This is a genomic window from Allotabrizicola aquatica (SeqCode) (assembly GCF_965194375.1).
GTDB classification, from domain to species: domain Bacteria; phylum Pseudomonadota; class Alphaproteobacteria; order Rhodobacterales; family Rhodobacteraceae; genus Tabrizicola_A; species Tabrizicola_A aquatica.
In genome coordinates, this window is sequence record NZ_CBDAEL010000001.1 from 494,407 (window position 1) to 520,000 (window position 25,594).

At 63.7% G+C, this 25,594-nt stretch carries 27 protein-coding genes; 11 read left to right on the forward strand and 16 right to left on the reverse strand.

Annotated elements, in window-relative coordinates:
- The first annotated feature begins 28 nt into the window (after nt 1-28).
- Nucleotides 29-625: a histidine phosphotransferase family protein gene (locus AC72UB_RS02440; RefSeq protein ID WP_505188346.1), complete on the forward strand. Its 597-nt coding sequence runs from the start codon at nt 29-31 to the stop codon at nt 623-625.
- On the opposite strand, the gene AC72UB_RS02445 is transcribed toward AC72UB_RS02440, so the two are convergent.
- The 9 genes from AC72UB_RS02445 to AC72UB_RS02485 form a co-directional block, all read right to left on the reverse strand.
- Nucleotides 615-1,871, reverse strand: coding sequence for a glutamate-5-semialdehyde dehydrogenase (locus AC72UB_RS02445; protein WP_505188347.1), 1,257 nt, complete (start codon nt 1,869-1,871; stop codon nt 615-617). The genes AC72UB_RS02440 and AC72UB_RS02445 overlap by 11 nt on opposite strands.
- 92 nt (nt 1,872-1,963) lie before the next feature.
- Complete coding sequence (gene proB / locus AC72UB_RS02450) at nt 1,964-3,079, reverse strand: glutamate 5-kinase (RefSeq protein ID WP_505188407.1); 1,116 nt, start codon at nt 3,077-3,079, stop codon at nt 1,964-1,966.
- The gene (obgE, locus tag AC72UB_RS02455; protein ID WP_463288934.1) at nt 3,079-4,101 is read right to left on the reverse strand and encodes a GTPase ObgE; all 1,023 of its coding nucleotides are present in this window, start codon (nt 4,099-4,101) and stop codon (nt 3,079-3,081) included. Before obgE ends, proB begins: the two co-directional genes overlap by 1 nt.
- A gap of 174 nt (nt 4,102-4,275) precedes the next feature.
- Nucleotides 4,276-4,815 (reverse strand): GNAT family N-acetyltransferase, encoded by a 540-nt coding sequence (locus tag AC72UB_RS02460; RefSeq protein WP_505188348.1) that lies wholly within the window; start codon nt 4,813-4,815, stop codon nt 4,276-4,278.
- 76 nt (nt 4,816-4,891) lie between these two features.
- Nucleotides 4,892-5,071 (reverse strand): hypothetical protein, encoded by a 180-nt coding sequence (locus AC72UB_RS02465; RefSeq protein WP_463288936.1) that lies wholly within the window; start codon nt 5,069-5,071, stop codon nt 4,892-4,894.
- A gap of 143 nt (nt 5,072-5,214) precedes the next feature.
- Nucleotides 5,215-5,484, reverse strand: a complete 270-nt coding sequence (gene rpmA, locus AC72UB_RS02470; protein ID WP_463288937.1) for a 50S ribosomal protein L27 — start codon at nt 5,482-5,484, stop codon at nt 5,215-5,217.
- A 15-nt stretch (nt 5,485-5,499) separates the two neighbouring features.
- Nucleotides 5,500-5,886, reverse strand: coding sequence for a 50S ribosomal protein L21 (gene rplU / locus AC72UB_RS02475; RefSeq protein ID WP_505188349.1), 387 nt, complete (start codon nt 5,884-5,886; stop codon nt 5,500-5,502).
- A gap of 255 nt (nt 5,887-6,141) precedes the next feature.
- Complete coding sequence (gene galE / locus AC72UB_RS02480; protein WP_505188350.1) at nt 6,142-7,125, reverse strand: UDP-glucose 4-epimerase GalE; 984 nt, start codon at nt 7,123-7,125, stop codon at nt 6,142-6,144.
- Nucleotides 7,126-7,198: 73 nt separating this feature from the next.
- On the reverse strand, nt 7,199-8,671 hold the full coding sequence (locus AC72UB_RS02485; protein WP_505188351.1) for a calcium-binding protein: 1,473 nt from the start codon (nt 8,669-8,671) through the stop codon (nt 7,199-7,201).
- A gap of 218 nt (nt 8,672-8,889) precedes the next feature.
- Between AC72UB_RS02485 and AC72UB_RS02490 the strand changes: the two genes are divergently transcribed.
- The 6 genes from AC72UB_RS02490 (at nt 8,890) to AC72UB_RS02515 (ending at nt 15,147) form a co-directional block, all read left to right on the forward strand.
- Nucleotides 8,890-11,910 (forward strand): nidogen-like domain-containing protein, encoded by a 3,021-nt coding sequence (locus AC72UB_RS02490; protein WP_505188352.1) that lies wholly within the window; start codon nt 8,890-8,892, stop codon nt 11,908-11,910.
- 93 nt (nt 11,911-12,003) lie between these two features.
- Nucleotides 12,004-13,443: a mannose-1-phosphate guanylyltransferase/mannose-6-phosphate isomerase gene (locus AC72UB_RS02495; RefSeq protein ID WP_505188353.1), complete on the forward strand. Its 1,440-nt coding sequence runs from the start codon at nt 12,004-12,006 to the stop codon at nt 13,441-13,443.
- 142 nt (nt 13,444-13,585) lie between these two features.
- Entirely contained in the window at nt 13,586-13,912 is a 327-nt protein-coding gene (locus AC72UB_RS02500) for an ArsR/SmtB family transcription factor (RefSeq protein WP_505188354.1), read from the forward strand.
- Nucleotides 13,909-14,316 (forward strand): SRPBCC family protein, encoded by a 408-nt coding sequence (locus tag AC72UB_RS02505; protein WP_505188355.1) that lies wholly within the window; start codon nt 13,909-13,911, stop codon nt 14,314-14,316. The genes AC72UB_RS02500 and AC72UB_RS02505 overlap by 4 nt, the downstream gene beginning before the upstream one ends.
- A 10-nt stretch (nt 14,317-14,326) precedes the next feature.
- Nucleotides 14,327-14,530 (forward strand): hypothetical protein, encoded by a 204-nt coding sequence (locus AC72UB_RS02510; protein ID WP_505188356.1) that lies wholly within the window; start codon nt 14,327-14,329, stop codon nt 14,528-14,530.
- Nucleotides 14,527-15,147: a YdeI/OmpD-associated family protein gene (locus tag AC72UB_RS02515; RefSeq protein ID WP_505188357.1), complete on the forward strand. Its 621-nt coding sequence runs from the start codon at nt 14,527-14,529 to the stop codon at nt 15,145-15,147. The genes AC72UB_RS02510 and AC72UB_RS02515 overlap by 4 nt, the downstream gene beginning before the upstream one ends.
- Before the next feature lie 107 nt (nt 15,148-15,254).
- Here AC72UB_RS02515 and AC72UB_RS02520 read toward each other — a convergent pair whose 3' ends face one another.
- The 5 genes from AC72UB_RS02520 to AC72UB_RS02540 all read right to left on the reverse strand — a co-directional run bounded on the left by AC72UB_RS02520 (nt 15,255) and on the right by AC72UB_RS02540 (nt 20,038).
- Nucleotides 15,255-16,559, reverse strand: coding sequence for a UDP-glucose dehydrogenase family protein (locus AC72UB_RS02520; protein WP_505188358.1), 1,305 nt, complete (start codon nt 16,557-16,559; stop codon nt 15,255-15,257).
- 160 nt (nt 16,560-16,719) lie between these two features.
- Nucleotides 16,720-18,036, reverse strand: a complete 1,317-nt coding sequence (locus AC72UB_RS02525) for a DUF2793 domain-containing protein (RefSeq protein WP_505188359.1) — start codon at nt 18,034-18,036, stop codon at nt 16,720-16,722.
- A gap of 111 nt (nt 18,037-18,147) precedes the next feature.
- Nucleotides 18,148-18,987 (reverse strand): DMT family transporter, encoded by an 840-nt coding sequence (locus AC72UB_RS02530; RefSeq protein ID WP_505188360.1) that lies wholly within the window; start codon nt 18,985-18,987, stop codon nt 18,148-18,150.
- Between the two features lie 69 nt (nt 18,988-19,056).
- The gene (locus AC72UB_RS02535; RefSeq protein WP_505188361.1) at nt 19,057-19,662 is read right to left on the reverse strand and encodes a LysE/ArgO family amino acid transporter; all 606 of its coding nucleotides are present in this window, start codon (nt 19,660-19,662) and stop codon (nt 19,057-19,059) included.
- Complete coding sequence (locus AC72UB_RS02540; RefSeq protein WP_505188362.1) at nt 19,655-20,038, reverse strand: ACT domain-containing protein; 384 nt, start codon at nt 20,036-20,038, stop codon at nt 19,655-19,657. Before AC72UB_RS02540 ends, AC72UB_RS02535 begins: the two co-directional genes overlap by 8 nt.
- Before the next feature lie 82 nt (nt 20,039-20,120).
- On the opposite strand from AC72UB_RS02540, the gene AC72UB_RS02545 reads away from it, so the two are divergent.
- Nucleotides 20,121-21,014, forward strand: a complete 894-nt coding sequence (locus tag AC72UB_RS02545) for a LysR family transcriptional regulator ArgP (protein WP_505188363.1) — start codon at nt 20,121-20,123, stop codon at nt 21,012-21,014.
- 12 nt (nt 21,015-21,026) lie between these two features.
- Here AC72UB_RS02545 and AC72UB_RS02550 read toward each other — a convergent pair whose 3' ends face one another.
- Nucleotides 21,027-21,815 carry an enoyl-CoA hydratase gene (locus tag AC72UB_RS02550; protein ID WP_505188364.1) on the reverse strand — a complete coding sequence of 263 codons (789 nt, stop codon included), beginning with the start codon at nt 21,813-21,815 and terminating at the stop codon, nt 21,027-21,029.
- 54 nt (nt 21,816-21,869) lie between these two features.
- Here AC72UB_RS02550 and AC72UB_RS02555 point away from each other — a divergent pair, with 54 nt between their 5' ends.
- Nucleotides 21,870-22,295, forward strand: coding sequence for a PaaI family thioesterase (locus AC72UB_RS02555; RefSeq protein WP_505188408.1), 426 nt, complete (start codon nt 21,870-21,872; stop codon nt 22,293-22,295).
- Nucleotides 22,296-22,300: 5 nt separating this feature from the next.
- Here the strand turns inward: AC72UB_RS02555 and AC72UB_RS02560 are convergent, their stop codons facing one another.
- Nucleotides 22,301-22,675, reverse strand: a complete 375-nt coding sequence (locus AC72UB_RS02560; protein WP_505188365.1) for a bactofilin family protein — start codon at nt 22,673-22,675, stop codon at nt 22,301-22,303.
- A gap of 180 nt (nt 22,676-22,855) precedes the next feature.
- Between AC72UB_RS02560 and AC72UB_RS02565 the strand changes: the two genes are divergently transcribed.
- Both AC72UB_RS02565 and AC72UB_RS02570 read left to right on the forward strand, forming a co-directional pair.
- Nucleotides 22,856-23,821, forward strand: coding sequence for an agmatinase (locus tag AC72UB_RS02565; RefSeq protein WP_505188366.1), 966 nt, complete (start codon nt 22,856-22,858; stop codon nt 23,819-23,821).
- 104 nt (nt 23,822-23,925) lie between these two features.
- Complete coding sequence (locus tag AC72UB_RS02570) at nt 23,926-25,590, forward strand: amidohydrolase (protein ID WP_505188367.1); 1,665 nt, start codon at nt 23,926-23,928, stop codon at nt 25,588-25,590.
- The last annotated feature ends 4 nt before the right edge of the window (nt 25,591-25,594 follow it).

The window sequence follows — 25,594 nt, forward strand, 5'->3', positions numbered from 1 at the left end:
GTCTCCGCCCGTAAGAAAGGTTGCCCCGATGCATGATAAGTCTGACATCTCTGCCTTGCTGGGGTCGCGCATCTGTCATGATCTTATCAGCCCGATCGGGGCCATCGGCAATGGGGTGGAGCTGTTGATGATGGACGGGCTGGCGCAGGGGCCCGAGATGACGCTGGTGGCCGAAAGCGTGGCCCATGCCAATGCGCGCATCCGGTTTTTCCGCGTGGCCTTTGGGCAGACATCCAAGGATCAGCGCATTGGCGCGGCTGAGGTGACGGGGATTTTGGCCGATATGGCGCGCGGCACGCGCGTGATGGTGGACTGGACTTCGCCTGCCGATCTGTCGCGGCGCGAATGCAAGTTGGCGTTTCAGTGCATCCTGTGCCTCGAAACGGCACTCGGCCAAGGTGGGCGCATCGCGGTGGACCGGGGGGAAAGCCGCTGGACGCTGACCGGGTCGGCGCCGCGGCTGCGGATTGACCCTGAGCTGTGGGAGGCGCTGTCAAACCCGGCGGCAGCACCCGAGATTGGCCCCGGGCAAGTGCAATTCCTGCTGGTGCCCGAGGAGGTGGCCCGCCAGCATCGCCGCTTGACGGTGGAGATCAGCGGGCAGGAGATTCGGCTTACGTTCTGATCGTGCCGTCGCCGGTGACAAGGTATTTGAAGCTGCACAGCTGTTCGGCCCCAACCGGCCCGCGCGCATGCAGTTTGCCCGTGGCAATGCCGATTTCGCCGCCCATGCCAAATTCGCCGCCATCGGCGAACTGAGTGGAGGCGTTGCGCATCAGGATGGCGCTGTCGAGCCGTTCGAAAAACCGCGCGGCGGTGGCGTCGTTTTCGGTCAGGATCGCCTCGGTGTGGTTGGAGCCATAGCGGCGGATATGGGCGATGGCGGCATCGACCCCGTCGACCAGCTTGGCGGCGATGATCTTGTCGAGAAACTCGCGGCCAAAATCGTCGGGGGCGGCCTGCACCGTGCCGGGGATTTTCAGAAGCTCACCCTCGGTGCGCACTTCGACCCCGGCGGCCAAGAGGTCCTCGATCAGCATCGCGCCGTGCTTGGTGTAGAACTGCCAGTCGATCAGCAGACATTCGGCGGCACCGCAAATGCCGGTGCGGCGGGTTTTGGCGTTCAGAACCACGCGGCGTGCCTTTTCAAGATCAGCGTCGCGGTCGGCGTAGATGTGGCAGATGCCCTCAAGATGGGCAAAGACCGGCACGCGGGCCTCGGCTTGCACAAGGCCCACCAGACCCTTGCCGCCGCGCGGCACAATCACATCGATATAGGCCGTGGCGCGCAGCATTTCGGTCACCATGGCGCGGTCGCGGGTGGGGATCAGCTGGATCGCGGCTTCGGGCAGACCGGCCTCGCGCAGGCCCTGCTGCATGCAGGCGTGCAACGCCTCGGAGGAGTGGAAGCTTTCGCTGCCACCGCGCAGGATCACGGCATTGCCGGCCTTAAGGCACAAGGCCCCGGCATCCGCGGTGACATTGGGGCGCGATTCATAAATCACGCCCACCACGCCCAAGGGGGTGGCAACGCGTTGAATATGAAGCCCATTCGGGCGCGTCCATTGGTCCAGAACCCGGCCCACCGGATCGCGCTGTTCGGCCACCTGACGCAAGCCATCGACAATGCCGCGCAGGCGCGTCTCGTTCAGCATCAGCCGGTCGAGCATGGCGGGCGACAGGCCCTTGTCGCGGCCGAAATCCATGTCGAGCACATTGGCATCGAGGATCTCGTCCCGCCGCGCCCAGACCGCCGCCGCGGCCGCCTGCAAGGCCGCCGCCTTGCGTTCAGATGAGGCATAGGCCAGCTCCGCCGCCGCCGCGCGGGCGCGGGTGCCGATTTCGGTCATCAGGTCGGACTGTTCGCTCATCTTCATCCCCTCCCGAAACCGGAGTTTGACCCAAACTCCGCCCCGGAAAATCTGCAATTTTCCGAACCGATTTCTGTAAAGAAATCGGTGTCTCAGATCACCATATCGTCGCGATGCACCAAGGCCGAGCGGCCCTGATAGCCCAAGATCGCCTCGATATCGCCCGTCCGATGTCCGGCAATCGCGCGGGCCTCGGTGGCGGTATAGCGCACCAGACCCTTGCCCAAAACATCGCCCTCTGGCGACAGGATCGCCACCGGATCACCGCGACCAAAGCTGCCGGTGACCTCTGTAACGCCCGCCGGAAGCAGGCTTTTGCCCGCCTTCAGCGCCGTCACGGCCCCTGCGTCCAGCCGCAGTTCGCCGCGCGGCTTCATGGCGTTGATCCAGCGTTTGCGCGCGGCTTGCGGGTCGCCTTTGGGCAGGAACCACGTCCGGTTGGCCCCCCGCGCCAGCGCCTGCAAGGGGCGCGGGGTGGATCCTTCCATGATCGCCATGGCGCAGCCCCCGGCTACGGCGGTTTTCGCCGCCAGAAGCTTGGTCTTCATGCCGCCCTTGGACATGCCCGAAATCGGATCGCCCGCCATCGCCTCGATCTCGGGCGTGATCTTGGTGACAAGGTCAAACCGCTCGGCCGTCGGGTCTTCTTTCGGATTGGCCGAATAGAAGCCGTCCACATCTGACAACAGGATCAGCTGATCCGCCCCGACGGTGACCGCGATTTGCGCGGCGAGCCGGTCGTTGTCGCCAAAGCGGATCTCGTCGGTGGCCACGGTGTCGTTTTCATTGACGATCGGCACCACGCCCAGACCCAGCAGCGTTTCCATCGTGGCGCGGGAGTTGAGATAACGGCGGCGGTCCTCGGTATCCTCCAGCGTCACCAGAACCTGGCCGGTGGTGATGCCATGCGGTTGCAGCACCTCTTCATAGGCGCGCGCGAGACGGATTTGGCCCACGGCGGCGGCAGCCTGCGATTGCTCCAGCGTCAGCGGGCCATCCCCCAGCGCCAGCACCTTGCGGCCAAGCGCGATCGAGCCCGACGACACCAGCACCACATCGGTGCCGCGCAGCTTGGCCTCGGCCACATCCATGGCCAAAGCCGACAGCCAGCCCTGTTTCAACCCGGTCATGCGGTCAACCAGCAAGGCCGAACCGATCTTGATGACCAGTCGCTTCGCCGCCGTCACATCGGGGGCAATCAGGGGCATTACGGCTGCCACGGTCCTGTCTCCACTTGCGGGGCCTCACCTTCGATGGTGGCGTAAATCACGCGCAACACGTCCTGCACGCCCCGCCCTGCGACGCCCGAAATCACATGCACCGGCCCGCCTGAGGCCTTTTCCAAGGCGCGGCGGCGGTCGGAAATCTGCTTGGCATCCATCGCGTCCACCTTGTTCAGCGCCAAGATGCGGGGCTTGTCGCCCAGAACGTCGGAATAGGCCTCCAACTCATGCACGATGGTGCGGTAATCCTTGGTGACGCTGGAGGATGTGCCATCGACCAGATGCAACAACACCTTGCAGCGTTCGACATGGGCGAGGAACTGGATGCCAAGGCCCCGCCCTTCGCTGGCGCCTTCGATCAGGCCGGGGATATCGGCCATGACGAATTCCTTGCCATCCACCCCGACGACGCCAAGGTTCGGCACCAGTGTGGTAAAGGGGTAGTCCGCAATCTTGGGCCGGGCGTTCGAGACGGCCGCCAGAAAGGTGGATTTGCCGGCATTGGGCAGGCCCAAAAGCCCGGCATCCGCAATCAGCTTCAGCCGCAGCCAGATGGTGCGCTCCACGCCTTCTTGCCCCGGATTGGCCCGGTTCGGCGCGCGGTTGGTGGCGGATTTGAACTGCAGGTTGCCCCAGCCCCCATTGCCGCCCTTGGCAATACAGACCCGCTGGCCCGGCTCGGTCAGATCGGCAATCACGGTTTCCTCGTCCTCATCGATGATTTCGGTGCCCAAGGGCACCTTCATCACGACGTCATCGCCGGTCTTGCCGGTTTTCTGGCTGCCCATGCCGGGCTGGCCGGATTTGGCAAAGAAATGTTGCTGATAGCGATAGTCGATGAGCGTGTTCAGCCCCTCGACCGCCTCGACCCAGACCGAACCGCCATGGCCGCCGTCGCCGCCATCAGGCCCGCCGAATTCGACGAACTTCTCGCGCCGGAACGACACGCAGCCCGCCCCACCGCCGCCCGAGCGGATATAGACTTTGGCAAGGTCGAGGAACTTCATCGCATCATCTTTCGTTTGGCTCGCCCGACAGGCGATAGAGGACAAAGGCGCAAGGCTCAAGCACTTCGCGTGCAGGTCTTGCGCCTTTCCAAATACTCATCTTTACACCATCCGCTCCGTGCGCCCCCTTGGCCAGATGGCCAGCGAAGAGGCGCGTCAGCGCAACGATGAGCGTTACATCTTGCGGATATAGGTCCAGGTCGGCACACGGGCATTGCGGGCGACCGAAAAGGTTTCGGCGTCGCCCAGATATTCAAAGCCGCAATTGGTCAGCACGCGGGCCGAGCCGGGGTTGTCTTGAAACACCTCGGCAAAGTAGGTGCGGTCGTTCAAGGGATTGGCCGCGACCAGCGCGCGCACGGCGTCCGAGGCAATTCCGGTGTTCCACATCTGCGGGGCAACCCAAAACCCGACCTCTGACTGGCCGCGATCCATCGGCTTCAGGCTGATCACGCCCAAAAGCTCGGACAGGCCCGAGGCCGAGCCGTCCATCGCCCAGATCGTGCCGCGGCTGTCGCCTGCCATGGCCCGGGCGATAAAGGCTTCGACCGCGCCCGGCGGCAGCGGGTGGGGAATCGTGCGCGTGGCCTCGGCCACCCGCTTGTCCCCGGCATAAAGTTCACACAGACCGGAATCCGAGGGGCGCAAGGGGCGCAGCCCGAACCGCCCGGCGGCAATGCTGTCGGCGGGGGCAATGGGCCGGTCAAAGGTCATGGCGTCTCTCCGTGAAAGCGCAGGTCCCGTCCGAAGGCGGGCGACAGGATGAATATGGGGCGCCAGCTGTGTCATATCAGCCCTCGCTTGTGATGAAATGGGGGGTCTTGGTGGCCTGATCGGCCCCCAGCGCGCGGACAAATGTTTGCAAAGCCGCCCCGGTCAGCCGAAGGCGATTGGCCTCGGCAAGGGCGGCGTCGAAGTGAGGTCCTTGGGAAAGGCCAAGGTCTAAAAGATCCTGTCGTGTCACGGTCATTTGCATCGTTTCCTGCGTGACGGTTGTGGTGGGTTGCCCCACCCTGTCTGACCGGTTCCGTCCGCGCCCTGATCTGGAAAACGAGACGGGGGACCGGCTTTGTCGCCGATCCCCCGTTGATGTTTCAAGCTTGGGTGTTCGGCTTACTCGGCGGCCTCGGCGGTCGGCAGCACCGAAATAAAGGTGCGGCCTTTGAAGCCTTTCTTGAACGTCACCTTGCCTTCGACAACGGCGAAGATGGTGTGGTCGCGGCCCATGCCAACGCCCGCGCCCGGGAACCATTCGGTGCCGCGCTGACGAACGATGATATTGCCCGGAATGGCCGCTTGGCCGCCGAACAGTTTTACGCCCAAACGACGGCCCGCGGAGTCGCGGCCGTTGCGAGAGGAGCCGCCTGCCTTTTTATGTGCCATGGGGGAGTTCTCCTCTTACTTGGTTTCGTGCGCGGCGCGGCGCGCATCGGCGGTGCCGATTGCAGCCTTGACGCCCGACTTGTCAGCACCGGCTGCCATGATCTCGGACACGCGAACCAGCGTCCACTTTTGACGGTGGCCCTTGGTGCGCTGCGACGAGTGCTTACGGCGACGCTTCACAAAGTGAATGGTCTTTTCGCCCTTGATGTTGTCGATGACATCGGCCTGAACCGCTGCACCTGCCACCATCGGAGCGCCGACGGTGACTTTCTCACCGCCAACCATCAGAATTTCGTTGAACTGGACTTTGTCTCCAGCAACGGCGTCAATCAGTTCGACGCGCAGGACGTCGCCCGCACGAACGGTATACTGTTTGCCACCGGTCTTGATGACCGCAAACATGGGTCGTTCCTTCTTTGTCAGCCGCGCCCTGTGGCCCCCCGGATTTTGCAATCATCGGGTGTTCGTGGGTTTCCCCGCCTCGGACAGCGCGCCCCTCTCGGGACGTCATGAAAATTGCCCGGACAGATTCGCACCTGTCCGGGATACGGGCTTATCGGGGGATTGGCGCGTTCTGTCAAGCGCGACCGCGTCTCCTCGTGCGCGTTCCGCTTCTCGTCGAGGCCCCACGACGCACGCCGAAGCCGGCGAGGCGTGTCATTTGGAGAACCCCGGCTTTTGTCCCCATTCATAGGCGTGGCGGATCATGTCCGCCAGATCTGGGTAGCGCGGCTTCCAGCCCAAGACCTCAACCGCCCGGGTCGAGCCTGACACCAGCGCCGCTGCATCGCCCGCCCGGCGCGGGCCTTCGACGACCGGCACGGTGCGGTTCGTGACGGCGGTGGAGGCGGCAATCACCTCGCGCACCGAAAAGCCGCGGCCGGAACCGAGGTTGAATTCGGCATTGCCCTTGCCGTCCAAAAGCCAGCCAAGGCCCAGCACATGGGCATCCACGAGGTCTGACACATGCACATAGTCGCGCAGGCAGGTGCCGTCTGGCGTGGGATAATCGGTGCCATGTAGTGTCAGTGCCGAGCGGCGGCCTTCGATGGCGTCCAGCATCAGGGGGATCAGATGGGTTTCCGGCCGGTGCTGTTCGCCCAAATCCCCCTCGGGGTCGGCCCCTGCCACGTTGAAATAGCGAAAGATCACCCGGTTCAGCCCGTGGGAGGCAGAGAAGTTGTTCAGCATATCTTCGATGGCGCGTTTTGAGGCGCCATAGGCATTGATCGGGCGCTGGACGCTGTGTTCGTCCAGCAGGACGCCGTCCTGATCGCCATAGGTGGCGCAGGTTGAGGAGAACACAAAGTTCAGACATCCCGCATCGAGCGCCGCCTCGATGAGGTTCAGCGCCGAGCCGATGTTCCCGCGCCAGTAGCGGCCCGGATCGGTCATGCTGTCGCCCACCAAAGACAGAGCGGCAAAGTGCATCACTGCGACGGGGCGATGGCGGGCAAAGGCCGCGTCGAGATCGGCGCGGTTCATCAGATCGCCTTGGACGAGGGGGCCGAACTTTACCGCTTCGGCCCAGCCGGTGGAGAGATTGTCGAAGGCCACGGGCTGAAATCCCGCCTGCGCCAGCGCTTTGCAGGCATGGGCGCCAATATAGCCCGCGCCGCCGGTGACCAATACAGTCTGCATAATGGGGTCGTCCTGAAATCAATTGCCTTGTTCTTGGCGCAAACCGGGCCAAGGGCGCAAGTTGAAAGCGGGGTCAAAACAGAAAGTCAGCATCTGTCAGCGCTAGGCTGCCACCGCCCGCGCGGGTGATGGTCAGGGTTTCGGTGCCATAGCTGACCACCGCGCCGGTGGGGGTGGCGGTGATCTGGAGCGCCATGGCGGTATAGATGCGCCCCCAGTCCGACACATCCAGCTTATCCGTTCCGGCCTGAAAATCGCCAATCCGGTCGGGGCTGTCATCGCGGCCAAAGACAAAGACATCGGCCCCCGTACCGCCGAAAAGAAGGTCATTGCCGCCGCCGTCGTGCAGAAAATCATCGCCTGTGCCGCCTTGCAGCGTGTCGGCAGTTGCGCTGCCGATCAGGCGGTCATCCCGCGCGCTGCCGGTGGTGGTGCCGCCCTGTGCGGTGATTATGCCGCCAAGATCGGCCAGTGGGATGGCAAAGTGATGGATGCGGTCGCCGCGCGCGTCGGTCAACAGGATCTGCGCGGCGGTGCCGATCACTGTCACCTCGATGCCGGTGACATTGGCAAGACCCGCCCCGGTTTCCAGCGCCTGCGACAGCATGTGCGACAGCCGTCCGTCGGGCAAAAGTTCAACCACCGACAGGCCCGCGTCGGTGCCAGCGGCGACCACAAAGACGCGGCCGGCATAGGTGAACATGTCCAAGGCGGCGACATGGTCGAAGCGGGTGCTGCGGTCGTCGATTATGTGATCGTGCACGAAGAGCACGCCCATCTCGTTGACGCGCAGCACGCTGAGCGAGGAGGAAAGGGTACCCGCGACCACGACATATTGCGTGCCGCCGATCTGGGCGGTTTGCAGGGCTGAAGGACCGCCCACGGGCAACCCATCGGCCGCGCCCAGCGCATCGACGAAGCTGGCCGAGCCGTCGGCCTCGATTTCAAAAAGGCTGATCCCGTTCTCCAAGGCCGAGGCGGTGAGAAGAAAGCTGCGCCCAGCCACTTCGACGCTGGTCAGGGCAGTGACATCGCCGAGATAGGATTTGGCACTGTCCGAGAGGCTGGAAAGCAGCGTGACCGTCCCGGTTTGGGTGATGGAAAACAGCTTGAGCCCCGGTTCGTTGCGCTGGGCGATCACGGCGATATCGGTCGCGCCGCGTTCCAGAATTTCCATGGCGGTGACGCCAAAGAGGAAGCCTTGATCGGTCTGCGTGCCATTGGTCAGCCCCGGTTGTCCGGTGGGGCCAAGGGTGGCATGGCGCAAAAGCCCTTCATGGCTGGAAAACACATAGATGCGGTCTGCGCCGGGCATGTCTTGCACCACAAGATCACCCCCGGTGCTGTGGCCGATCTGAGGGTCTGTGGGCGCGGGTGGGGGTGGGCTGGTGCCTTCGGCAAGGGTCAGCGAGGACAGGCGGTTGTCGGCGCGCGCGGCATACAGGAGCCGCACATAGCCGCCGCTTTCCACCACCGCCAGCCCATCGGCGATGTGGTCAAACCATTGGCCGAGCGCGGTATAGGACGTCACCGACTGAAGTTGCACCTGTGCTGCCCCCTGCCAGACCATTGTGCCCAAGACTGGTGGGCAGGGTCGGCCATGGCTGGGGCCGGGGCGGTGACGGGTTTTGGGCGGGATGGCGACCTTTCGGAAAAGTTAAAGGGAAATGCGTTTGATTGAGGGGCGCGGCGGCGGGCGGATTTAACGCCTCGTTCACCCGGCGCGGGGCATCCTTGGCGCCGGGGACGTGTGTGGATGGTGGAATGTCTGAGGTCAGCGGAAATGGCACCGCCATGTCCGGGCTGGGCGGCTCGGCGGGTTACGGGGAGATCATGCTGTCGCGGGCTGATGATGCGAGCCTGCAGGTCAATGTTAGCGCGGTCTTTGAGGACGGCTTTCAGTTTGGCGCGACGCCGTATGCCGCCAGCAGCCTTTTTGTCAGCACCAATGGCTTGGTGAGTTTTGGCGCAGCGGTGAATGGGGTGCAGGGCAGTCTGGCGGCCATTGCGCGGCCCTTCATCGCGGCGTTTCATGGCGATGTGGACACGCGGCTGGATGGTGAGGGGCCGGAAAGTGGGTCGGTCTGGGTGGATATTGACCCGGTGGCCGATGTCGTCAGCATCACCTGGCAGGAGGTGGGGTTTTACCGCCGCAATGCCAGCGTGACCAACACCTTTCAGCTGCAGCTTTACGATCAGGGCGAGGACGGGATCGACATTGTCCTGCGCTATGAAAGCATTGGCTGGACGACGGGCGATCTGGAGGGGGGCTGGCAGGGGCTGGGCGGTGATCCGGCACTGATTGGCTGGCGGCTGGGGGCCTCGGGGGCTGTGAATGGCCACGGGGCCTCGGGGCAGGAGGGGCGGCTTTTGGCGTTGCCCGATCAGCTTGGCAATACCGGGGTCGCGGGGCTTTGGGTGTATCGCTATGTGCCGCCGCGGGTGGTCAATGGCACCAGTGCAGGTGACACCTTGGCCGGGGGGCTGGGCGAGGATTTGCTTTACGGCGGCGCGGGCGAGGATGTGTTCCTCGGCTCGGCTGGGGCCGATGGGTTTTTTGGCGGCACCGGGTTCGACACGGTGAGCTATGCCGCCTCAGTGGGGCCGGTGACGGTCAATCTGGCGCTGCCCTCGGCCAACCGGGGCGCGGATGCGGCGGGTGATAGCTATGCGTCGGTGGAGGGGGTGATCGGGTCTGGCTTTGGCGATGCGATCACCGGGGATGCGGGCAGCAACCTGTTGCGCGGTGAGGCGGGGGCCGACACGCTGCGCGGCGGGGCGGGCAATGACACGCTTTACGGCGGGCTCGGCGATGACGTGTTCATGGCCGGGGCGGGGGCTGATCTTTACATCGGCGGCAGCGGTCTTGACCGGGTGGACTATAGCGAGGCCACGGGGGCGGTTCGGGTGGATCTTGTGTCGCCCGGGGCAAACAGCGGTCTGGCGGCGGGTGATGTGCTGCGCGAGATCGAGATGGTCAGCGGATCGGGTCACGATGACACTTTGATCGGCGATCATCTGGTGAATTGGCTTTATGGCGGGTCTGGCCAAGACCAGCTGGTGGGGCGCGGTGGGGCGGATCTCCTTTATGGCGGGCTCGGCAATGACATCTTGATCGGCGGTAGCTGGGCGGACACGTTCTTTGGCGGCAGCGGGCGGGATCTGGTGTCTTATTCCAACTCGAGAAGCGCCATTCGGGCCGATCTCGCGACGCCTTCGGCCCATCGCGGCACTGATGCGCTGGGCGACCGCTTTAGCAGTGTCGAGGATCTTCTGGGCAGCCCTTACAATGACACACTGTCGGGGGATGCGGCCACCAACCGGCTTTACGGCGGGTCAGGCCATGACCAGATCTTTGGCCGCGACGGCAATGACACGCTGTATGGCGGGGTCGGCAATGATGTGCTGGTGGGCGGGCGCGGGTCGGATCTTTTCTTTGGCGGCAGCGGGCGGGATGTTGCCAGCCACTCCGGGGCGCGTGCGGCCGTTGGGGCTGATCTGACGCGCCATGATCGCAACTTTGGCGATGCGCGGGGTGACCGCTATGTCGAGATCGAGGATCTGGGCGGCACAAATTACCATGACAGGTTGGGGGGCAATGCAGCGAGCAATCGGCTCTCGGGCGGGGCGGGCAATGACACGCTGCAAGGCTATGGCGGGGCGGATCTGCTGTATGGCGGCGCAGGGTTTGATCTGGCCAGCTATGCCAATGCCGCGCGCGGCGTTTTGGCCAGCCTTGCCCAGCCTTTGGCCAACACGGGTGACGCGCGCGGTGACCGCTATTCCAGCGTCGAGGGATTGCAGGGTTCGGCCCATGGCGATGACCTGCGCGGCACCAGCGCGGCCAATCTTTTGCAAGGCCTTGGCGGCAATGACACGCTGATGGGGGCTGCGGGACAGGACAGCTTGCAAGGCGGCAGTGGGGCCGACCTTTTGAACGGCGGCAGCGGGATTGATCTTGCCAGCTATGCCGATGCGACGGTGGGGGTCGCGGTCTCGCTCGCGTCGCCTGCGGCGAACACCGGAGATGCGCGGGGGGATCGCTATGTCAGCATCGAGGGGCTGATCGGGTCGCATCACGCGGATACCTTGATGGGCAGTGCGGCGGTGGATTGGATTTATGGCGGGGCGGGCCATGATCTGCTGATCGGAGGCTGGGGCCATGGCAGGCTCTATGGTGGATCCGGAAATGACGTCTTGCGGGGCGGCGCGCGGGCCGATCATCTGGAGGGCGGGTCGGGGTTTGACTGGGCCGACTACACCATCGACCGCGCGGGCGTGACCGTCGATCTGGCCAATCCGGCCGTCAACACCGGGGATGCCAAGGGCGACCGCTATGTCAGCATTGAGGGTCTGCGCGGGTCGCCGTTTGGCGACAGGCTGTATGGCGATACCCGCAGCAACGGGATCGAGGGCGGTGGCGGCAACGACTGGCTGTTTGGCCGCGATGGCAATGATCGGCTGGACGGCGGTGCGGGGATCGACCGGCTGTCGGGCGGGCGCGGGGCTGACACGTTTGTGCTCCGCCACTTGTCCGAGGCAGGGGATGTCATTTTGGATTATGACCCAGCCGAAGGGGACGCGCTGGCGATCACAGTGGCTGGGCTGCAGCGGGCGGATCTGGCTGTGCGCGTGCAGGCGGTGGCCGGGCAGGGGGCGGCGGGCACCCCCGAAGCGTTGATCCTGCATCGCCCCAGCGGGCAGGTCTTGTTCACGCTGGTCGATGCCGGACGGCTGGACGACATTTTCCTTCGGATCGGATCGGTCAGTTACGATCTGCTGTGAGGCAGGGTGTATCTTCCACAAATTCGCCACATTGGCTGGCTAGCCCTTCTTTAGGTGGACGGGGGGTGTGCCTGTCTTGTGGTGGCAAAGCAGATGACCAGTGTGACGCCTTTGATCTTGTGCGGCGGGTCGGGCACGCGGCTTTGGCCCTTGTCGCGCAAGAGTTATCCAAAGCAATTCAGTGCCTTGAATGGTCAGGACAGCCTGTTTCAACAGGCGGCCACGCGCCTTTCTGGGCCGGGGTTCGACCGTCCGGTGGTGGTGACCAACAGCGAGTTTCGCTTTATCGTGGTTGAACAATTGGCGGCGGCGGGGATTGATCCCGGTGCGGTGCTGATCGAACCTTCGGGCCGCAACACCGCCCCGGCCATTCTGGCGGCTGGGCTGCAGATTGCCGCGCGCGACCCGCAGACGCTGATCCTTGTCGCGCCGTCGGACCATGTGGTGCCCAAGGCCGAGGCGTTTCGTGCGGCGGTCAAGGCTGCGGCCCCGGCGGCGATGGCCGGGCGGATTGTGACTTTTGGTATCCGGCCGGACCGGGCGGAAACCGGCTATGGTTGGCTCGAGCTTTCGGCCCCTCCGCGTGACGACCAGACCCAGCCCCTGCGCCGCTTCGTCGAAAAGCCCGATGCGGCGCGGGCCGAGGCGATGCTGGCGGCGGGCACCTTTTTGTGGAACGCGGGGATTTTCCTGTTTTCGGCGCAAACGCTTTTGGAAGGCTTTGCCACCCATGCGCCCGATCTGATTGGCCCCGTAGCCGATGCGGTGGAACTGGCCGAGCCGGATTTGGGCTTTTTGCGGCTGGCGGCTGACCCTTGGGCCAAGGCGCGCGATATCTCGATTGACTATGCGGTGATGGAAAAGGCGGCCAATCTGGATGTGCTGCCGTTCTCGGCCGGCTGGTCTGATCTGGGCGATTGGGACGCGGTTTGGCGCGAGACCGGCACGCGCGATGCGGCGGGAAATGTGACCCATGGGGACGCGGTGAGCATCGGCTGCACGGGCAGTCTTTTGCGGGCGGAAAGCGCGGGGCAGGTCGTGGTGGGAATTGGCTTGCAGGACATGATCGCGGTTGCGATGCCCGATGCCGTGCTGGTCGCGCCCCGCAACCGGGCGCAGGATGTGAAGCAGGCGGTGGCGGTGTTGAAAGAGACCAAGGCCCGGCAGGCTGAGCATTTTCCCCGCGACCATCGGCCTTGGGGTTGGTTTGAGACGCTCGCGCTGTCAGACCGCTTTCAGGTGAAACGCATTGTGGTCAAGCCGGGGGCGGCGCTGTCGTTGCAAAGCCATGTCCACCGGGCGGAACATTGGATCGTGGTCTGCGGCACCGCGCGGGTGACGGTGGGCAACCGGGTGTCACTGGTGAGCGAAAACCAGTCGGTGTTCATCCCCTTGGGCGAAAAACACCGTCTGGAAAACCCCGGCAAACTGCCGATGGTGCTGATCGAGGTGCAGACCGGGGCCTATTTGGGCGAGGATGACATCGTGCGATATGAGGATGTCTATGCGCGGGGGCAGGGGGCGAAGGGGTAGGGTCATTGCCCATGGTTTGCATGCAGCATCGATGTGCTTTGGAGCTCAACCCCCTCATTATTCAGACCGGTGCAATGGTCCGATCTTGACTATCTCATTCCCCGTTGGTTATGGATAATCCATAACCGTGGAGCTATGAAAATTGAACCATCATGAAACGGACACTTTATTCAAGTCGCTTGCCGATCCAACGCGACGGCGGCTGTTCGAGCATCTGTGCATGGAGGGCGAAAAGTCTGTCAGAGCGTTGACTGATAGAGCGGGTTTCTCACAACCCGCCGTATCAAAGCATCTGGCTGTTCTCAAGGAAGCCGGGCTAGTCACGGGGCAGCAACGTGGGCGCGAAACGCATTATGCCGCTCGAGCTGATGGCCTCCGTGTGTTGGTTGATTGGATGGACCATATGACAAGGTTCTGGGAAACCAAATTTGACAGGCTCGGTGATCTGTTGAAGCGGATGGACCAATGACGGGCGCGGATAGACAGACCCGTTCGGTTGTTGTCGAACGTGAATTTGCGTATCCGCCCGAACGGGTCTGGCGCGCGTTGACCCAGCCCGAGTTGCTCGCGGACTGGCTGATGCAGAGTAACTTTCAATTGGTGATTGGTCATGCCTTCTCGTTCTCGGCGGAGTGGGGTCCAATCGACTGCCGTGTGGAGGAAATCAAGCAACACAAGAAGCTCTCGTACACCTGGAGTGCCTTCGATGTCGCAACAGTGGTTACCTTCACACTGGAGCCGACCAGCGCTGGCACCTTGCTGAGAATGGAGCAAAGTGGGTTCCGTTTGAATCAGAAACAAGCCCTTGGCGGGGCGAAAGGTGGGTGGAGCGCATTCTTCGAAAACCTTCAAGGCACGCTAGACAAACCATGAGGTATCTGCTTTGAAAATCAGCAATTTCGCCCGTCAGTTCCATCGCTGGATGTCGATCATCTTTACCCTACTCGTGATTGCGGTCTTCGTGATTAGCACCAGGCCCGCGCCCCCGGAATGGGCCTTCTACATGCCGCTTCCCGCGCTCGCGCTGATGCTGCTTAGCGGCCTCTACCTCTTCGCCCTGCACTATGTTCGGAAAGCTAACGCATGATTACGGATGTCGAGGATTTCTTCACAAAGGGATGCGGGCGCTGCGACCGCTTCGACTCGCCCGAATGCTCTACTAAGCTTTGGTCCGAAGGTCTGGCGAAGCTCCGCGCCATCTGTCTGTCGGCTGATCTGAAAGAAGAGCTCAGATGGGGGCAACCCTGCTATCGCCATGCGGGCCGAAACATCGCCATCCTCGGTGCCTATAAAGACAAGTTCGTCCTTGGTTTCTTCAATGCTGCCCTGATGAAAGATCCGGAAGGCGTGCTGGAAAGACCGGGACCGAACACGCAGCATGCAGATACGATCTACTTCAAGCAAACAGTTCAGGTCGCGGCCTTGGAAAAGACTATCCGCGCCTATTTGGACGAGGCGAAGTGCTACGCGAAGGAAGGCAAGACACCGCCGAAGAACTCCTCGACACCTGAGCTGCCGGAAGAGCTTGCAAATGCGCTCGATAGTGATCCAGAACTAGCAGAGGCGTTTCATGCTCTGACACCCGGGCGGCAACGCAGCTACGTAATCAATCTGAGTGGTGCGAAGAAACCAGAGACACGCATGGCCCGGATTGAGCAGTTTCGTGACAAGATCATCGATGGCAAGGGTGCCAACGAACGCTAGTAAGCAGTCATTGGTCAAATGAAGGTTTCGTCCGCACACCCGCCCTCCTAACTTAGCTAGCACATAGGACAACGCAGCCAACAGGCGGCAGCTGAGGCCTTTGGCCCCTACCGCCCAATCCCCACATAAACCTCAAACCCGCCCTCTTTCGCCTCTTCCTCGGAGTAGACGTTGCGAAGGTCGGCCATGCGGGCGATCTCCATTTTCTTGGCCATCTTGGTCAGATCCAGCGCGCGGAATTCGTTCCATTCGGTCAGGATCACCACCAGATGCGCGCCTTGGGCGGCCTGATAGGGGTTTTCCACCCATTTGACACCCGGCAAGAGCGCCTCGCCTTCGTGGCGGCCTTGGGGGTCCACCACCTTGACCCGCGCGCCTGCGCCCACAAGCGCGGGCACGATGGTGAGCGAGGGGGCGTCGCGCATGTCGTCGGTGTTGGGTTTGAAGGTGACGCCCAGAACCGCGATGGTCTTGCCGTTGAGGACCCCGTCGCAGAGGTCTTCGATCTTGTCGATCATCCGGCGCTTGATTTCCTCATTCACCTTAATGACGGTCTCGGTGATCTGCATCGGCACGGCATGTTCTTGGCCAATGCGGGCCAAGGCTTTGGTATCTTTGGGGAAACATGAACCGCCATAGCCGGGACCTGCGTGCAGGAACTTGTTGCCGATGCGCCCGTCCATACCCATGCCCTTGGCCACATCTTTGACATCTGCCCCGACGCGTTCGCACAGGGCGGCGATTTCGTTGATGAAGGTGATCTTGGTGGCCAGAAAGGCGTTGGCGGCGTATTTGATCATCTCGGCACTTTCCAGCCCCGTGTAGACGATCGGAAAATCGCGCAAGAAGAGGGGGCGATAGATGTCGCCCATCACCTTGCGGGCGCGCTTGCTTTCGACGCCGACCACAACCCGGTCGGGGCGCATGAAGTCATCAATCGCCGCCCCTTCGCGCAGGAATTCGGGGTTGGAGGCGACATCGAAGTCCGCGTTCGGGTTGGCGGCCAGCACGGCCTCGGCCACCTTGCGGTTGGTGCCGACGGGCACGGTCGATTTGGTGACGATCACGGCATAGCCAGTCAGCGCGCGGCCGATTTCGGCGGCGGCGGCCATGACATAGGTGAGGTCCGCATGCCCGTCACCGCGCCGGGTGGGGGTGCCGACGGCGATGAACACTGCATCCGCCCCTGCGACCGCCTGCGCCAGATCCAGAGTGAACGACAGCCGTCCAGCGGCGACGTTTTTGGCCATCAGATCTTCCAGACCCGGCTCGAAGATCGGAATTTGCCCGGCGCAGAGCCGATCAATCTTGCAAGGGTCCTTGTCGACGCAGATCACCTCATGGCCGAAATCCGAAAAGCAGACCCCAGAGACAAGGCCGACATAGCCAGTGCCAATCATTGCAATCTTCATCTGCCTGACCTTCAGAAAATGTCTTTTTAAAAATGTCTTATCCCGCCCTGACACATAGATCGGACGGGTTCTGCCTGTGTAGGCAGACTGCAAAAACAAGTCAATTTCCGGGCAAGGTTGTGCGCTGTCCGGGGCATTGGGGGGCGGCTATTGATGGGCCTTATGCCATGCGCAGCCAGATCGCGGTGGCCACGGCGGCGTTGATCTCAGCCGAGCTGTAGGTCCATGTGGCGGGGGCGGCGGTGGTGAAGGTCACCGTGCGGCGCAGGGTTTTGCGGGCGGTTGTGACCATGGCGGTGCCACCGTTGATGTCGGGCGTCGCCTGCAACGCCCAAGCCGACAGCGAAGCAGTCGCAGAATGGCGCACCCCGAGCCAATAGGTACGCCCGCGATAGAGCGTCAGGCTGGCGGTCAGCACCTTGTTGCCAAGGGTCGACAGATCCGCCGTGCTGGTTTCCAGCAACAGGCTGCCCGGCGTGCCGTTCGGCAGCGCGTCATAGACCACCAGCTTGCACAGGGCCCCTGCGACGGCTGTCGTGCAGTTCACGCCCAAGGCATTCGCCTCCAGATCGGCGCCGGGGATAAAGGGAAAAACGTCAATCCGCCCGGCCGCGCCGCTGAGCACCGTCGTCGCCCCGCCGCTGCCCATGGTGGTCGACATGTATTCGCCGGTCGGTGGCACAAGGCAGGGGATATCGGCCTGTTCATCAATCGCCCGGCTTTGCCCAGCGATGCGCGCCATCAGTTGGCCGCGGGTGCTGTCGTGCCAGAGATGCCCGTTGGCCGGGCTGGCCGGTGGGCTGGACTGCCCGGTCAAGAGCACCGGACGGAACAGCTCGACCCCGGCGGTGGTCGCGCTGACCTCTAGCGCGGTGGTGTAGCTGGTGCCGTTGCTGGAGACTTTCAGGGCGAAGTTGTTGTTGCCCAGCGTGCCAATTTCGGCCCGTCCGGAGAAGTCGGTCTGGAATAGGATGGCGGCGGTCTGGGCGGTGCTGGCCTTGTTCAGCTTCATCTGATGACCGGCACCGGCATGGTTGAACAGTGAAGCGGCTGAGGCGACGGACAGCCGGTTGGTGGCGTCCGAGGTGGCAGAGACACCGATTTCGTCCACGGACAGCACCGTTGGGATCGTGGCGCCCGAAGGGGCAACCCACGCGCTGCCCGTAAAGGTGAGTTCCGCCGTCTCGGCGGTCACCCAAGCGCGCCAGCCGGTCAGCGGGGTGACAAACTGCCAAGCCCCGTCGAGCCAGAGCGCGATCTTGCCAGCCTGACCCGCCCAAGCCCCGGTGGGGGCGGCGGCGATAATGTGGCGTTGGCCTTCGACCGGGCCGGGGGGCGGCGCGGTGCGGGTACGGTCGGCGACTGTCAGCTGCACCAACAGGTCCAACTGCATCAGCGCCTCGTTATGGGTGACATGCTTTTGCGCCTGCGAGGCCTGCAAGAGCGGTAGGGACAGGATCGGGGAAAGGTCTGACATGAAAGCCTCCGCGGGGATCGTCTGGGGGGAACATCTTGCGGCGAAGGCTAGGGAAAGGGGCTTAACGCGGGCTTCCGGGGCGCGCGCAGGGGTGCTGTGGGGCGCAACAGCTTAGGTTTCAGCGGTCGGGGCGGGGGTGGCGCGTTCGCGCCATGTTACCCAGCTGATCGCGCCGATGATCAGCCCGCCGCCGAGGATGACCCAGATATCCACCGGCTCATGGAAGAAGAGGCTGCCCATCAGCGCGGCCCAGACAAGGTTCAGGAAAGTGACGGGCTGTGTCACGGTCAAAGGGGCCACGCTGAAGGCGCGCGACATCAGGTAGTGGCCCAGCGTGGCCAGTAGCGCCACCAGCGCCAGCCCGGCCAGATGCCAGCCCGGCACCGGCCGCCAATCCAACAGCGCCAGTGGCAAGAGGCCCAGCGTGACGGTGAAGGTCAGCATGGCCACCACCACCGAGGCAGAGACAAAGCCACTGAGTTTCTTGGCGTAAAGATAGCTTCCGGCAAAGCAGGTTGCCGCCGCCATCTGGCCCAGATGGCCGATGCCGACAGGCTCCAGCCCCGGGCGCAGGACGATCAACGTGCCGATCAGCGCAAACCCCACCGCAAGCATACGCCGCCACGTCAGCCCCTCGCCCAGAAGCAGTGCGCCGGCCAAGAGGAGGATGACCGGGGAGAGATAGCCAATCGCGGTGACATGGGCCAAGGGGATGCGGGCCATGGCAAAGAACCAAAAGACGACCGCCGCCGTGTGCACCACACCGCGCCATGCGAGGAGTGGCAGGGCGCCGGGGGGCAAGCCCTGCCGCAGCAGGCTGGGCAGCATGGGCAGGAAAAAGAGCACGCCAAAGGCGTAGCGGATGAAGGCTGACTGGGCGGCGGGCAAATCGGTGCCCAAGGCCCGCACGGTGGCATTGACCCCGACAAAGGCAAGACCGGACCCGACCATCCATGCCACCCCTTGAAGGGGCCGTTGTGTTGCTGCCGTGGTCACCATGATGGGCGGAGGTAAGGGCTTTCAGCCGCCAAAGGCAAGCCCTGCCGCGATGGCCCACATGGTGGCTCCAATCACCAGTTCAAGCACCACCCAAGCGCGGGGGCTGGCGAAGATGGGCGCAAGAAGCCGCGCGCCAAAGCCGAGGGCGGAAAAGAAGGTAAAGCTGCCAAGCGCCGCACCGATGCCGAAGGACGTTTGATGTGGGGCGTATTGCGCCGAGATCGACCCGATCAGCGCCACGGTGTCCAAATAGACATGCGGGTTTGCCCAGGTCAGCACGAGACAGGTGCCGAGCACCGACCCGAGCGAGGCGGCAGGCCCTTCGCCGGGTGCCAAGGATTCCCCACCCTGCAGCGCCGCGCGAAACCGCAGCGCGCCATAGGCCAGCAGAAACGCCACGCCCCCCCAACGCATGGCGTCGCCCAGCCAAGGCAAGGCTTTGGAGGCCGCCGAAAACCCCGCCACCCCGGCGGCGATCAGGATCGCGTCGGAGATGGCGCAGACTGCGACCACCCAAGCCACATGCTCGCGCCGCAGGCCTTGGCGCAGGACAAAGGCGTTTTGCGCGCCGATGGCGAGGATAAGGCTGATGGCGACAAGCCAGCCCTGAAGGGCGGTTTCAAACATGGGACAGCTCCTGCAAGGCGGTCATGGCATCATGGCGGCGGGTCCATGGCACGAAGATGTGGTCGTGGTGAAAGCCCGCCACCACATTGGCGCTGATCCCGCGATCGGCCAGCGCTTGGGCAAAGGCAGCGGTCAGACCGACGGCGGCAAGGTCAGAATGAACGGTCAGGCTGATGCGCGCCCATTCGGCCCCGGCATTCACCCCGGCGGCTTGCAAGGCGGCGTGGGGGGCGATGACGGTCGGGCCTTCATCCTCGGCCACGGTGGCAAAGGTGCCGGGGACGGGGGTTTCGGTGACGGCATAACCATAGGGGGCGGGATGCAGGACCGGCTCCATGGTGGACAGCAACTGCTGCAGGTCGGTGATGGCGGGCATGGGATCCTCGGGTTTTGGCTTGGCTAGCAGGGGGCAGAGGTTTAATGAAATTAAAACTCCTGACATTGGATTAGCTGCGCTTATGTTTGACCCCGATCAGCTTGCTGCCCTTGCCGCCGTACATCGCCGGGGGTCGTTTGATTTGGCGGCGGCAGAGTTGCATGTGACCCCATCGGCGATCTCGCAGCGGATCAAGGGGTTGGAGGATCAGGCGGGCACGTTGTTGATCTTGCGCGCTAGCCCCTGCCGGGCCACGCCCGCCGGGTTGCGGATGATCCGGCACCATGATGAGGTGGTGCTTTTGGAGCGCACTTTGGCCGCTGATCTGCCGCGCCTGTCGCCGCGCCCGGCGACGCTGCGCATCGCGGTCAATGCCGACAGTCTGGCCACTTGGGTCATTCCCGCGCTGGCCGAGGTGGAGGGGTTTCTGTTCGATCTGGTGATCGATGATCAGGATGTGAGCCAAGATTGGTTGAAACGGGGTGAGGTGCAGGGCGCCATCACCTCACATGCCCGTGCGCCGCAGGGCTGCGACAGTGTGGGCCTTGGCTGGCTGCGCTATCGCGCGACCGCTTCGCCCGCCTATCTGGCGCGGTGGATGCCCGAGGGGGCGACGGCGGAAGCCTTGATGCAGGCCCCGGCGCTGACCTTTTCGGACAAGGACCGACTGCAAGAGCAATGGGTGGACCGCCAGATCGGCGGACGGGCCAAGCGGGCGGCCTTTCCGTCGCATCGGCTGGCGTCCAGTCAGGGCTTTGTGGATGCCTGTCTTGCGGGTTTGGGCTGGGGTCTGAACCCCGAGGCGCTGGTGGCCGGGCATATCGCGGCGGGGCGGCTGGTTGATCTGTCGCCTGAGGCCCCGTTGGATGTGCCGTTACATTGGCAGTTTGCCCGGCTGACCGCGCCGGCCACCGCGCCGCTGACGCGGGCCTTGCGTGCGGCGGCGGGGCGGGTTCTGGTGCCTTTTGCGGGCTAGGCGGGCCTAGTCTTAGCCCCAGTTCGGTTTGCGCTTTTCCAAGAAGGCGCAGATGCCCTCATCAGTGTCGGCGTCCAGCATGTTTTCGACCATGACGCGCCCGGCAAAGGCATAGGCCTCGGCGGTTGTCAGGCCAAGCTGGGTGTAGAAGGCGGATTTGCCCAAACGGGTGGCGATCGAAAGCTTGGCCGCGACGGTTTCGGCCAGCTTGCGGGTTTCAGACTCAAGCTCTTCGGGGGCGGTGACGCGGTTGACCAGACCGATTTCGCGCGCACGCTCGGCCGAGACGAATTCGCCAGTGGAGAGCATTTCGAAAGCAACGGCAGGGGGCACTTTGCGGGTCAATGCCACCATGGGGGTGGAGCAGAAGAGCCCAATGTTCACACCGTTGGCGCCAAAGCGAGTGCCTTCGCTGGCCACCACCATGTCGCAGGTGGCGGCCAGTTGGCAGCCCGCAGCGGTGGCGATGGTGTGCACTTGCGCGATGGTGACTTGGGGCAGGGCCTGCAACGAAAGCATCATCGCCGAGCAGGTGGAAAACAGCCGCTGGTAACAGGCCGCGCCCTTGTCGGCGTCGCTGCGGTGGGATTGCATTTCCTTTAGGTCATGCCCGGCGCAAAACGCCTTGCCTGCGCCTTTCAGCACCACAACCCGGATCGACCGATCAACCGCCAGCCGGGCGATTTCGGCCGAGAGCGCGGCCAGCATCGCATCAGACAGCGCATTGTAATTGGCCGGGCTGTTCAGTGTCAGCGTGGCGATATGGCCTGCGTCTTCGCGCAGTAAGAGCGTGTCGGTCATTGCGTTCCCCCGGTTTCGTCGCCAGCTTAGGCGGGGATGATGTCGGGGGAAAGTATGGAATTGCAAATGGATGCCGCCGCGTTGCAGGGGTTTCTGGCCCGAGATTTCGGGCAAGTGGCGGCGGATTTTGTGGTGGAGCGGGCCGATGCGGCTGGCGTTTGCCTGCGGCTGAGGGTGGCCGAGAGGCATCTGCGCCCCGGTGGCACGGTGTCTGGTCCTGCGATGTTCGGGCTTGCCGATGTGGCGATGTATCTGGCGATCCTGTCGCGGATCGGGCCGGTCGCCTTGGCTGTGACGACCAATTGCAGCATAGATTTCATGCGCAAGCCTGCTGCCGGGCGCGATGTGCGCGCCGAAGCCCGGGTCTTGAAGCTGGGCAAGACACTGGCCGTGGGCGATGTGCTGTTGTTCAGTGACGGACAGGCCGAGCCTGTGGCTCGGGCGGGTCTGACCTATGCCATTCCGCCCGAGAAGGGCTAAGACGATCAGTCCTTGTTGCGGTAAAAGCGGCCTTCGATCTGGGCACCGCTTTCGATGACAAGGCGGGAATAGCCGATATCAGCCTTCACCTCGGCCGAGGCGCGCAGGGTAAAGCCTTGGCTGGCAACGCGGCCATCATGTCGGCCTTTGATTTCGACCTCTTCTGCCGAAATGTCGCCGGTCATGCGGCCATCATTGCCGATCAACAGGGTGTGGGCAGAGACGGTGCCATCCACTTCGCCCAGAAGTTCAACGCTGCCGGTGGACCGGACGTCGCCGGTGATCTTGAGATCAGCGGCGAGGATCGAGCGGCTGTTGCTGGGCGCGCCGGTGGCGGGCCGGGGCGGGGCAGAGGTGGGATCTGTGGTCTTGGAAAACATCGGCGGCTCCTTGGCGTCGCAGGCAAGCATAAGGACCGATGGCGGTGCAAGGGTCAAGTCTGGCCGTCGCGCGGGGCGCGAAATGGGCTGGAAGCGACGTGGGAAGGGCGCAGAAAGCCTGACAAGTGGCCGATGATCGGATCAAATGCGCCGAGGAATCGGGCGAAGGGAAGACCGGGGATGACTACAGATGCGTTTTTCAAACCGGTATCGGGTTTTGACCTGCCGCGATTCGCAGGGGTGCCTACCTTTATGCGCCTGCCGCACGTGCCGTTCGACCATCCGCGTTTTGGCGAGGTGCAAATTGGGTTGATTGGCGCGCCTTGGGATGGCGGCACGACGAACCGTCCCGGCCCGCGCCACGGTCCGCGCCAATTGCGCGATCTGTCCACCATGATCCGGGCGCAGAACGGGGCGACCTGGGTCGCGCCCTTTGATCTGGCGCGCTGCGCCGATCTGGGGGATGTGGCACCGAACCCCGGCGATCTGATGGACAGTATGGCGCGGATGGAGGCGTTCTATACGCGCGTGGTCGAGGCTGGCATTCTTCCCCTGACCGGGGGCGGGGACCATTTGTGTTCTCTGCCCATCCTGCGGGCGGTGGCCAAGAAGCGCCCGGTGGGCATGATCCAGTTCGACAGCCATACCGATCTGAACGACATCTATTTCGGCACCAGCCGCTATAACCACGGCACGCCGTTCCGTCGGGCGGTGGAGGAGGGGTTGATCGACCCCAAGCGCTATGTGCTCATCGGTATTCGCGGCACGGCTTATGGCCGCGAGGATTGGGACTTTGCGGCGGCCAATGGTATTCGCATCATCCCGATCGCCGACTTCCACGCGCGCGGGGCTGACGATGTGATGGCCGAGGCGCGCGAGATCGTGGGCACCGGGCCGGTTTACGTGACCTATGACATCGATTTCGTCGACCCGACCTTTGCGCCGGGCACGGGCACGCCCGAAGTGGGCGGGCCGAACAGTTGGCAGGCCTTGCAGGTGGCGCGGGGCCTCAGGGGGTTAAACGTGGTGGGGGCGGATCTGGTTGAGGTCTCGCCGCCCTTCGACCCCAGCGGCGGCACGGCCTGGCTGGGGATTTCGCTGATGTTCGAGATGCTGTGTGTGATGGCCGAGCGGATCGGTGACTGAGAGGTTGGAGTGGGGGCCAGCCCGTCGCCAGTGGTTCTTGAACCAATGGCGCGCCAATGGTGCCCCCCCCCGGAGTATTTTTGCCAAGATGAAAGGGCGGGCCGATGGCTGCTGAGATGATCGTTGTGAATGCCAAGGTTCTGACGATGGACCTGAACAAACCTCGGGCCGAGGCTGTGGCTTTGGGCGGGGGCAAAGTGCTGGCCGTGGGGAGCCGGGCCGAGGTTGAGGCCTTGGCGGGTCCGGGGTGCCGGGTGATTGACGCAAGTGGGCGCACGGTGATGCCGGGCTTTGTCGAAAGCCATCTGCATCTGGTGCTGGGCGGCGCTGAGCTGGTTCAGCTGCAACTGGGTGGGTTGTATGGCTTTGACGCGCTGAAGGCGGCGTTCTTGGGCTATGCGGCCGAAAACGCGCAGCGCGCGCTGTTGATGGCCCAAGGCGCGGCCTATGAGATTTTGGACCATCCGGTGACGCGCCATGATCTGGACCGCATCATCGCCGACCGTCCGATCGCCATGATGTCGCCCGACCATCACACGGTCTGGGCCAATACGGCGGCCTTGACGGCGGCGGGTCTGTTGCACGGGGCCGAAATGCCGCCCGGTCATTTTGTGGTGATGGGCGACGACGGCACCGCCACCGGCGAGTTGCGCGAGTTTGAGGCTTTTGGGCCGGTCTTGGCGCTGGGTGGTGAGGCACATCTGCAGCTGGGCATCGCCACGGGCGGCGAGCCCACCCCGTGGCCGGATGCTGCGATGCGGGCGGCTGACAAGGATAAGGTGGCCGCAGGTTTGGCGCATTGTGCGTCGCATGGTATCACAAGCATGGTGAACATGGACGGAAACCGGTACACCTGCGTGCTGCTGAAAGAGATGGCAGACGAGGGGCGTCTGACCGCGCGGGTCGTGGTGCCCTTCCATATGAAGCCTCATATGGACTTGGCCGAACTGGACCGCGCCAGCGCCATGGCATCGGAGTTCACCGGCGATTGGGTGCGTTCGGGCTTTGTGAAGATGTTCATGGACGGCGTGGTCGACAGCCGCACCGCCTATATGCTGAACGCCTATCCCGGCACCATGGAGCGCGCTGAGCCTCTGTTCGAGTTGGAGCGGTTCAAGGATCTGTGCACCGAGATTGATCGGCGTGGATTGCAGATTGCGGTGCATTCCATTGGCGATGCGGCGGTGCGCCAGACGATCGACGGCTATGAAGCGGCGCAACAGCGCAATGGCAAACGCGACAGCCGGCATCGGATTGAGCATATCGAACTGATCGACCGGGCCGATGTGCCGCGTCTGGGCGCGCTGGGTATCACGGCCAGCGTACAGCCTCCGCACCCGCCCGGTGCGATGGATTTTCCAATGTCGTCGATGGAGACGGTGTTCCACAAGGCGCGCTGGCGCGACGCCTATCTGTGGAAGACGCTGCGCGACCATGGGGCGCCCTTGGCCTTTGCCAGCGACTGGCCGGTGACTGATGTCTCGGTGATGCGGGGCATTCAGGCGGCAATGACCCGCAAGCCTTATGAAGGAGCTGGTGACGAGCGTGTCAGCCTGATGGACACGCTCTATGCCTATACGGCGGGTGGCGCCTGGGCGGGGCATCTGGACGGGCTGACCGGACGTCTGACACCGGGGTTGGCCGCGGATCTGGTGATGATCGACGGCGACATCGAGACGATCCCGGCAGAGCAGATTGGCCAGACCGGGATTGCCCTGACCGTGTCGGGCGGTCGGATCACCCACCAAGGGCCGGGATTCGCGGACTGAACCG

Coding starts and splice junctions, on each gene's coding strand:
- AC72UB_RS02515 (WP_505188357.1), top strand. CDS start 14,527: ATGATTACGGATGTCGAGGATTTCTTCACAAAGGGATGCGGGCGCTGC.
- AC72UB_RS02530 (WP_505188360.1), bottom strand. CDS start 18,987: ATGGTCGGGTCCGGTCTTGCCTTTGTCGGGGTCAATGCCACCGTGCGG.
- AC72UB_RS02550 (WP_505188364.1), bottom strand. CDS start 21,815: ATGACCGACACGCTCTTACTGCGCGAAGACGCAGGCCATATCGCCACG.
- AC72UB_RS02545 (WP_505188363.1), top strand. CDS start 20,121: ATGTTTGACCCCGATCAGCTTGCTGCCCTTGCCGCCGTACATCGCCGG.
- AC72UB_RS02495 (WP_505188353.1), top strand. CDS start 12,004: ATGACCAGTGTGACGCCTTTGATCTTGTGCGGCGGGTCGGGCACGCGG.
- AC72UB_RS02460 (WP_505188348.1), bottom strand. CDS start 4,815: ATGACCTTTGACCGGCCCATTGCCCCCGCCGACAGCATTGCCGCCGGG.
- AC72UB_RS02535 (WP_505188361.1), bottom strand. CDS start 19,662: ATGTTTGAAACCGCCCTTCAGGGCTGGCTTGTCGCCATCAGCCTTATC.
- AC72UB_RS02560 (WP_505188365.1), bottom strand. CDS start 22,675: ATGTTTTCCAAGACCACAGATCCCACCTCTGCCCCGCCCCGGCCCGCC.
- AC72UB_RS02565 (WP_505188366.1), top strand. CDS start 22,856: ATGACTACAGATGCGTTTTTCAAACCGGTATCGGGTTTTGACCTGCCG.
- rpmA (WP_463288937.1), bottom strand. CDS start 5,484: ATGGCACATAAAAAGGCAGGCGGCTCCTCTCGCAACGGCCGCGACTCC.
- AC72UB_RS02525 (WP_505188359.1), bottom strand. CDS start 18,036: ATGTCAGACCTTTCCCCGATCCTGTCCCTACCGCTCTTGCAGGCCTCG.
- AC72UB_RS02520 (WP_505188358.1), bottom strand. CDS start 16,559: ATGAAGATTGCAATGATTGGCACTGGCTATGTCGGCCTTGTCTCTGGG.
- AC72UB_RS02440 (WP_505188346.1), top strand. CDS start 29: ATGCATGATAAGTCTGACATCTCTGCCTTGCTGGGGTCGCGCATCTGT.
- AC72UB_RS02505 (WP_505188355.1), top strand. CDS start 13,909: ATGACGGGCGCGGATAGACAGACCCGTTCGGTTGTTGTCGAACGTGAA.
- obgE (WP_463288934.1), bottom strand. CDS start 4,101: ATGAAGTTCCTCGACCTTGCCAAAGTCTATATCCGCTCGGGCGGCGGT.
- AC72UB_RS02490 (WP_505188352.1), top strand. CDS start 8,890: ATGTCTGAGGTCAGCGGAAATGGCACCGCCATGTCCGGGCTGGGCGGC.
- AC72UB_RS02555 (WP_505188408.1), top strand. CDS start 21,870: ATGGAATTGCAAATGGATGCCGCCGCGTTGCAGGGGTTTCTGGCCCGA.
- AC72UB_RS02445 (WP_505188347.1), bottom strand. CDS start 1,871: ATGAGCGAACAGTCCGACCTGATGACCGAAATCGGCACCCGCGCCCGC.
- proB (WP_505188407.1), bottom strand. CDS start 3,079: ATGCCCCTGATTGCCCCCGATGTGACGGCGGCGAAGCGACTGGTCATC.
- rplU (WP_505188349.1), bottom strand. CDS start 5,886: ATGTTTGCGGTCATCAAGACCGGTGGCAAACAGTATACCGTTCGTGCG.
- AC72UB_RS02540 (WP_505188362.1), bottom strand. CDS start 20,038: ATGCCCGCCATCACCGACCTGCAGCAGTTGCTGTCCACCATGGAGCCG.
- galE (WP_505188350.1), bottom strand. CDS start 7,125: ATGCAGACTGTATTGGTCACCGGCGGCGCGGGCTATATTGGCGCCCAT.
- AC72UB_RS02465 (WP_463288936.1), bottom strand. CDS start 5,071: ATGACCGTGACACGACAGGATCTTTTAGACCTTGGCCTTTCCCAAGGA.
- AC72UB_RS02570 (WP_505188367.1), top strand. CDS start 23,926: ATGGCTGCTGAGATGATCGTTGTGAATGCCAAGGTTCTGACGATGGAC.